This window comes from Mesorhizobium sp. M7A.F.Ca.AU.002.02.1.1, assembly GCF_003998535.1.
Lineage (GTDB): Bacteria > Pseudomonadota > Alphaproteobacteria > Rhizobiales > Rhizobiaceae > Mesorhizobium > Mesorhizobium ciceri.
Genome location: NZ_RZPB01000049.1, coordinates 1 through 7,820, shown reverse-complemented (window position 1 = coordinate 7,820; position 7,820 = coordinate 1). Strand labels below are relative to the sequence as shown.

Here is a 7,820-nt window from a genome sequence, read left to right as displayed (position 1 = left end):
AGCGGTTCATGAAAGGCTGGCCGGACGCAAAGCCATTCGACGCCCTCCGAAACATTGTCGGAAAGTCTTCAGGATGGGCCAGGTCCCGGGCCAGGGCATCGAAATCATTGATGTGCGTCGGTGGCGAACCGACCTTCTCCAGGTATCGCTTGCTGGTGTAGGTGATCCTGCCTGAAGGGGCAAAGCTCAGGAGATTCACGGGCACAGCGTCAATCATTTGCTCCAGTTGCCGGTTGGCTTTCCGCAGCGCTTCTTCTGCCCTCACCTGGTCGTCGATGTCGTGCGAAAGACCGTACCATTGGACGACAGTCCCACACTCGTCTCGCATCGGTTCCGCTCGGCCCGACATCCATCGGAAGACGCCGTCAGCACGACGCAGGCGATAGTTCAGGGAGAAGCTTTCGCCGGTGGTGACCGAGTGGTTGATCGCTGCTTCCAGCGTGGCGGCGTCATCGGGATGTACGACAGCCGCAATGGCCGCCTTCAGGCCATTTCCTCCGACATTCTCGTATCCTCCTACGTCAAGGCCGAGATACTCAACCATTCGCTTGCTGAAGAAGACCGGCTCGCCCGACGCAGACAGGCGCCAGAGGAAGCTCGGCACCATGTCGACCAGTTGCGAGAGTTCCCGCTCCCGGTCGCGCAACGCTTCCTGTGCGCGCATCTCGTCGTCGACGTCGATAGAGATCACATACCACTGAACAATCGCGCCGCTGTGATCACGCAGCGGCTCGCCGCGTCCATCCACCCAGCGGTACGCTCCGTCCGCACGGCGCATTCGATACTTCATGGAGTATGGTTCGCCGGTAGCCAGAGAGTGGCGGACGGTCTCCAGGAGGCGTGCCGCATCTTCGGGATAGACGAGGGACTGTATGGCCGCCGCCTGCCGGCTCATCCCCGGCTTGTCCAGATCCGCCACACCGTCGAGACCGAAGAAGTCAAGCAAACGTCTGTTGAAGAAGGTCGGCTCGCCTTCAGGCGTCAGCCGTCTGATCTGGACTGGGACCATGTCGACGAGCTGAGAAAGTTCCCGCTCCCGACCGCGCAGCTCCGCCACGGTTTTCTTGTAGACATCGTTGTCGAGCGCGATTCCGTACCATCCCGTGATACGACCCTGGCTGTCGCGCGCGGGCCGCGCGGCGGTTCGGGCCCATACATAGGTGCCGTTTGCGCGCCGAAAGCGAAACTCGACATTGAAATGATCGCCGGTCCTCAGACAATGGCGCCAGGTAACCGCGATCTGCTCATAGTCGTCTGGATGAAGCAAACGCTTCCAGGCGGTGTACCCCTCGTTCAATGGAGCGTTCAGATCCTCCAGCGTCACCCCGAGGGAGCTCAGCGCGAACGGATGCAGGTAGATCCATCTACCCGCCGCATCGAACGCCCATCCGTTCCCGAATATGCTTTCAACGATTTTCGCCGATCGAATTGGCCCGGCATTGTTTTCAACCAAGAGATCCAGGTCCGCCCCGGAAAGCGGCTCCCCGTCTGTCACCAGATCATCAATGTCCACACTGACACTGTAGCCGGGCTCCGATCGGGTCTCGTTCCAGCGATAACTTCCGTCGGCCTGCAGTTGCCTGTGCCTCGTTACTTGGGGGACACCCGTCCAGAAGGCGCGGGCGACTGCGTGCGCCGCCGCTGTCCGGTCATCCGGATGGACCAGACTCAAAGAATGGAGAGCGTCGGAGGCGGCTCCCTTCTCAAGTGCCGCACTGATCACATCGGCGAATCGCTCTGTGGCTGCGGACGGCGCATCGCCTTCAATCAGTGTGCCATACCATGCAACGGCGTTACCTTCGCTATCGCACAGCGGCTGTCCGGAGCTTCGACTCCAACCGTAAGCACCGCTCGCGCGCAAAATGCGGTGCTCCACATTGTAGTGCTCACCTGTCTGCAGGCAGCGACGCCACTCGGCCACGGCTCGGTCATAGTCGTCTGGATGGATTAGCCGCTTCCAACCCGCGGAGCCATCTTCTGACGAAGTGTTGAACTCCTCCAGCGTCGTGCCGAGAAGCGATAGCGTGCTGGGAGTAACATAGCTGAATCTGCCGGCCGCGTCTGTCGCCCACCCATTGCCGACCACGCTTTCGATGAGCCGAGCCGCCCGCAACGCTTCCGCATCGGGATCGCCAAGCGAGTTGAACGCTGTCGTCATTGTCTTCTCCTACCGGACAATGAAAGGCGGAGACTGTCAGCGCCTTCTTTAACTCTCATCGTTGACCATCTGGGCTCGCGAATTGGTTCATCATCTTAACCGGACCACGCCGCAGCCGCACCTCATGGAAATCCATGAGATGTGAGTGACCTAACTTTCGGGGTGAGGCACCTAGACGTCCCGATTGAAGCTACAGCCCCTGAAACAAGGCCTGGTCGGCTCTCCGTATAGCACTTGCTCTCAGCAGCTGGGATCTGGGCTGACGAACCAAAACTCACCATAAGCAGCGCCGCGCCCCAGCGGCACCTCACGGAAATCCATGAACCGCAGCGCGACGCGGCCGCGACGACCCCGCGTGTTCATCCCCGTCTGGTCTGGTGGACGTGGCTCGCAAGATTCAAGTTGGACGCCATGACGATAAGGACATCTGTTCCAACGCATAGGAGGCTACCCAGTTCGGCTCCGCCGGAGGACTTTGCGACTGAACAATTGCTTGGCGCCAATCAGGCATGGCGCAGCAACCGCGAACAGCAACACGAGCGCGAAGAAAGCTTCGTCGAAAGAGATCGTGGAGGCTTGCCTTTCGAGAGAGCGCTGCAACAATGGGAAAGCGATCTTGGGCGCCGCTAGAATGTCGGCACCGTTCGAAGTGAGAATGTTCGCACTGGCCCTCAAGCGCTGGTCCAGGGCCGGATCGCCACGGACAAGGTGGGTGGACAACATCGTTCGGTTGAGAGCGTTCTGGTGATCGATATACGTTTGCAAGAGCGCCGTGCCCATCAGACCACCAGCCTGCTTCCCGAGATTGAACAGCCCTATTCCAAACGGCAGAATATCGGCAGCAAGTCCACGCAGCGTAACCAGCGTCAGTGCCACGAACAGAAGACCGAGACCTGATCCTCGCAGAAGCAGGGCCGGGGTCAGGTCGGGGGTGCCGCTACCGCTCGTCGAACCGGACAGGAGCCACATGGCTCCGGAGAAGAGCAGGACTCCAAACGGAACAAGGGCGATCGGGTGAACGCCGGCCTTTTCGATGAGGAGGCCGGAGAACAGAAGTCCCAGCGCCAGCATGGCTCCGCTGGGCAGCAGAAGCACTCCTGCGGCCGTGGCCGTAAAATCGAGAACGTTGAGGGCAAAAGCCGGGATGAGATAGGTGCTGCCCGATAGGGCAAAGCCCGCGACGAGGCTGACAAGAAAGCCAAAGCGAAAGTCCGGATCGGCGAAAGGCGCGACCGCCTGAAGTGAGCCTGAGCGGAACCGGGCCTCCCGGACAACCACAAGGCCGGCGGCCGCCACACCGATGGTCGAAAGGCCGGTGATCCCCATGTCGTCCGACCAGTTGAACCTGCTGCCCTGCAGCAGCACGTATGTCAAAAGCGCGGTACTGATGCCGAGCACAATGACCTCGACGACGGGGAGCGTGGTTGCCCGCCAGTATGTCCGATTGCCATCCGCCGCCAGAAGGACAAGGGCGGCGATGCCGAGCGGGACGTTGGCGAGGAATATCCAGTCCCAGGAGAAATGATCGACCAACCAGCCCTGCAGGGCCGGCGTAATCGTCGTTGGAGCCATTACGGCGCCGACGGCAAAAACTGCTTGGACAATCGGCTGATGTCGAGACGGGAACCGAAAAAACAGCAGCGTCTGGCCAGCTACGAGAATTGTGCCGCCAGCCAGCCCCTGGACGACGCGGAAAACACAAATCCAGACATGATCCACCGAGAGCGTCATTGCCGCGCAACCCAGCAGAAGCATCACGACCCCCGCGCGCAGGCAGGCGGTCGGCCTGGCGGCGGTGACAAGAAGCGGAGCGACAAGGAAAGCCGTCAGCTTGGCGGCGATGAATGCGATGTCGACCATCGCCAGTTCATCCGGCGTTGCGTAGATGTCGCCGAGCATGTCGATCCGGCCGATCGACAGTGCAGTGGATGCCACTGCGTCCATGAAGGCGGCCAATACAACACCAGTTGCTACTAGCCAGGCACACGGCAGGGTATCAGGATGGCGGAACGCTCTTTTTTCGGCTTCGGTGCGGTGCATCACTGTACCAGGCGTCCGTTGGCACTGTCGCCGGACCGCATTTCCAACGCCACCGCTGGAACGTCGCCCGCTCCCAGGGCGATGGCAACGCGGGCGGAGAGCCCCGGAACGAGGCGGCCAGGCAACGGGTTTCGTATCATCCTGATCTTCACCGGCACACGCTGGACAACGCGGATGAAGTTTCCGGTGGCATTGTCCGGCGCCAGCAGGCTGAACGCCGCGCCGCTGCCGGGAGCGAAGCTGTCGACAACACCGTCGATTTCTTGATCTGGATATTCGTCGACCGTGACGCGTACCCTTTGGCCAATCTTGACCAAGCTGAGCTGCGTTTCCTTGAAGTTGGCGACGATCCAGACATCGTCGACGGGAACGATATCCAAGGCCGCATTCCCTGGAGTGACATAACGGCCGACACGGATTTGCCGATTGCCGACGATCCCGTCGACCGGGGCTCTCACGACCGTGTTGTCGAGGTCGAGCATAGCCAGGTCGAGAGCGGCCTTCGCCTGTGACAGGGCCGCGTGCGAACCGGACAATTGTGCTTCCAAGACGCCGAGCTTCAGCCTTTGAGCCAGCAGATTGGCTTCTGCGCCGTCCAAGGACGCCTTTGCCTTGTCGTAGCTGGCTTGTGCATCCTGCAGTTTCTGATCGCTGGCAGTGCCGTTCTTCTGCAGTGTGACATAGCGGGTCAGGTTGGCACGGGCGAACTGGAGGTCTGCGGCGGCTGACTGTTTCTGCGCCTCGGCCTGCGCGATCAATGCATCTTGCAGTTTATGGCTTGCCTCGATGTTGGCGATTTCCGCCTGCCGGGCTGCGACATTGGCGCTTGCCTGGACCACCTTGGCCTTATAGTCGCTGTCGTCGATGCGAAAGAGAACTGCGCCCTTTGCAACGCTGGCATTGTCGTCCACGTCAACGTCGACGACATAGCCGGCCAGCTTGGGAGCGATACTGGTGATGTCTGCGCGCAGATAAGCGTTGTCGGTCGTTTCCTGGTAGCGACCAACCCTGAACCACTGCCAGCTCCACGTAGCTGCCGATGGGATCAACACGAGCGCGACGACGGCGATTGCGATCCTGCGAGATGGGCTCATGATTGCTTCGACCTCAATTCGACGCACTATCGAAGAGGATTGTCGATTTCCCGTGATCAAGATGATCGGCAAGGCTGCAAGTCGGGGCTACGCAGTAGGGGTTCACGAGAATGTCTCCGGGCCGCTGAAAACAGAAGTGCCGAATAGTCGCGGATTTCAGTGCGCCCGCGCCATCACGCGAACGAGCATCTCGGCTCGCTCTGATCGGTAGTTTATACTGACCCTCGGCACAGGTAGATACCTGACGCGACACCGCTGCATCTGTGGGCTTTCGGGCGACCGCAAAGTAGGTTCTGCGTCCGACTTTGGGCGCCAAGCTGCCGTCCGCCAGAAATAGAGATCTGTGGCCAATCAAAACCCGCCTATTCGCACGTCGTTGCCGCCGATCACCGCACTCATCACTCGGAGATCTTTCAGAGTAAGAGCATCTGCACTACGTGTTGCTGGTGTTAACAAGCAAGAGAATAGCTCCCGGATGAGAATGAGCGTTTGCCCTTACGCTGCACTGCTTCCGGGAAACGATCAGTGTACGAATAACTAACAACGAGCTCTAGATAGGCCCACCTTTGCGGCGAATTCGGGTTAACCCGGCCCGGAGGATGTTTGGAAAAGAAGCTAAATCAAGCAGTTAGGAACTAGTGGGACAGCAAAGCATTCAAATCTGTTCCTATGTTTTTCGATGTTCTTGTCCCCCCTACCACGCTGCATTTCGCCCGATGAACGCCTCACTCGCCCTATCTCGCGAAGAAGGATCGTGACGGTGTATCAGTCCCTCATTGGAAAGTCGCGGTCGCACCATTAACGACGTTCTTCAACGAGCAAGAAGCGTCTCGATTGGGGCCGTCTGCGGACTGTTTGCTTTGTGACAGATACGAACCAAGCAGTCGTTCAGCTCAAACCCGCAGGTCGCGGTGGTACGAAGGGTTGTAGGCGTGGTTGTCTGTCATCTTGTAGATCATTGCGGCCTTGGTGCGCCGAAGCGGGTTCGTGCCGTAGCCTTCCCGTCGGTAGCCATTGCAGTCACCCATCTACCAAGCGAGTAAACTGGTGAGTGCTGAGATAGTCCGGATGGTGGACTCGACTGAGAAAGGCGTGGTCATCTCTTCGCCGCGATCCGTTGAACAAAATCTAGAAAAGCGCGCACTTTTGCCGGCGGCATGTGGCGTGACGGATGATAGGCGTAAAGCGGAAACTGCTCGTCGGACCATTCTGCCAGGATCGTCGTGAGCGCCCCGCTCTCAAGCCACTCGTCGAGGCCGATGGCAAGGCTCTGGAATATGCCTTGCCCCGCGAGACCGGCCGCGACGGCAGCGGAGGGATCGTCCATGACCAAGCGCCCCGAGGCCTTGATCTCGATGGCCCCGCTTTCCCCTCGGAATTCCCAGGTGAACGGCCGCCCGGTCTGCGGGTTGCGAAACAGGATGCAATCGTGGAGCATCAGGTCGTGGGGCGTGGCTGGAATGCCGTGCCGGTCGAGATAACTTGGGGCGGCACAGGTCAGGACTGGTACGTCCAGCAGTTTGCGGGCGATTAGCGAGGATTCGTCCGGCGGACCGAAGCGCACGGCGACATCCGCGCCGCTCATCATCTCTTCGCGATAGTTGCTGGTGGTCAGATCGAGCGACAGTGCGGGGTAACGTGCCAGGAATTCACCGATCCTCGGCGCCAGCACCATTCGCGCGAACCAGGGATCGATCGATACCCTGAGCCGTCCGCCGACGAATGCCGCCGAACCGGCGGCTTCGGAAGCCGCCTCCTCCAGTCCAGCCAGCAGTGGCGTTATGCGGGCATGGAAGCGCGCGCCCTCCTCCGTCAGCGCGACCTCGCGCGGATTGCGGTCGAACAGCCTGACACCGACGCGTTGTTCGAGCCTCGCCACGGCACGACTGACCCCCGACGGCGTGAGACCGAGAACATCCGCAGCCCGCACGAAATTGCCCGCTTCCATCACCGCCCCGAAAACGCCGACCCCGGTCAGCAGCCGCGTGTCGAAACTCATGCCTTCTCTCCTTTGCGAGGTCGGTGATCTCAACCGTCCCTTCATGATGATTTTGAGTCACCTTATCTTTGATTTTATTGCGCGTGAATCATCGCATTGCTTCCCCTAGATGATTTTTGAGCGCCCGGACGGCGCGGCGGCATGCCGGACCGCGGAAATCTCCGGCCTTGCGAGAAGGAATTCATCCATGAATGCGATCTCACGCAGAAGCCTGTTGGCGCGTGGCAGCCTTTTGCTCGCGGCGGGCGCCGCCGCCGTGAACTCACCGGTCCACGCACTGGCGGCCAACCCGCAAGCGCGGTCCGGCAACTTCAAGTCCATCGACATGGCCATGGAACAGGCGGTGCGCGACGGCACCGTCGCCGGCGTCGTTGCCACCGCGGCAGGACCAGACCGCATGATCTACGAAGGAACCTTCGGAAAGGCCAATACGGCCACCGGAGCAACGATGCGCGCCGATACGGTATTTTGGCTGTTGTCCATGACGAAGGCCTTCACCGCCACGGCCTGCATGCAGCTAATCGAGCAG

5 protein-coding genes are annotated in these 7,820 nt (G+C 60.2%); 1 reads left to right on the top strand and 4 read right to left on the bottom strand.

Annotation, left to right across the window (positions count from 1 at the left end):
* The 4 genes from EN879_RS39745 to EN879_RS05490 form a co-directional block, all read right to left on the bottom strand.
* On the bottom strand, nt 1-2,158 hold a 2,158-nt coding region (locus EN879_RS39745; protein WP_245493797.1), incomplete at its 3' end, for a PAS domain-containing protein.
* Between the two features lie 447 nt (nt 2,159-2,605).
* Nucleotides 2,606-4,198 (bottom strand): MFS transporter, encoded by a 1,593-nt coding sequence (locus EN879_RS05500; protein ID WP_082826772.1) that lies wholly within the window; start codon nt 4,196-4,198, stop codon nt 2,606-2,608.
* Complete coding sequence (locus tag EN879_RS05495) at nt 4,198-5,364, bottom strand: HlyD family secretion protein (protein WP_244514431.1); 1,167 nt, start codon at nt 5,362-5,364, stop codon at nt 4,198-4,200. The genes EN879_RS05500 and EN879_RS05495 overlap by 1 nt, the downstream gene beginning before the upstream one ends.
* Nucleotides 5,365-6,388: 1,024 nt before the next feature.
* On the bottom strand, nt 6,389-7,291 hold the full coding sequence (locus tag EN879_RS05490) for a LysR family transcriptional regulator (protein ID WP_063170653.1): 903 nt from the start codon (nt 7,289-7,291) through the stop codon (nt 6,389-6,391).
* A 187-nt stretch (nt 7,292-7,478) separates the two neighbouring features.
* Here EN879_RS05490 and EN879_RS05485 point away from each other — a divergent pair.
* A partial coding sequence (locus tag EN879_RS05485; protein WP_164774320.1) for a serine hydrolase domain-containing protein occupies nt 7,479-7,820 on the top strand: 342 nt, incomplete at its 3' end.

Coding starts and splice junctions, on each gene's coding strand:
- EN879_RS05490 (WP_063170653.1), bottom strand. CDS start 7,291: ATGAGTTTCGACACGCGGCTGCTGACCGGGGTCGGCGTTTTCGGGGCG.
- EN879_RS05500 (WP_082826772.1), bottom strand. CDS start 4,198: ATGCACCGCACCGAAGCCGAAAAAAGAGCGTTCCGCCATCCTGATACC.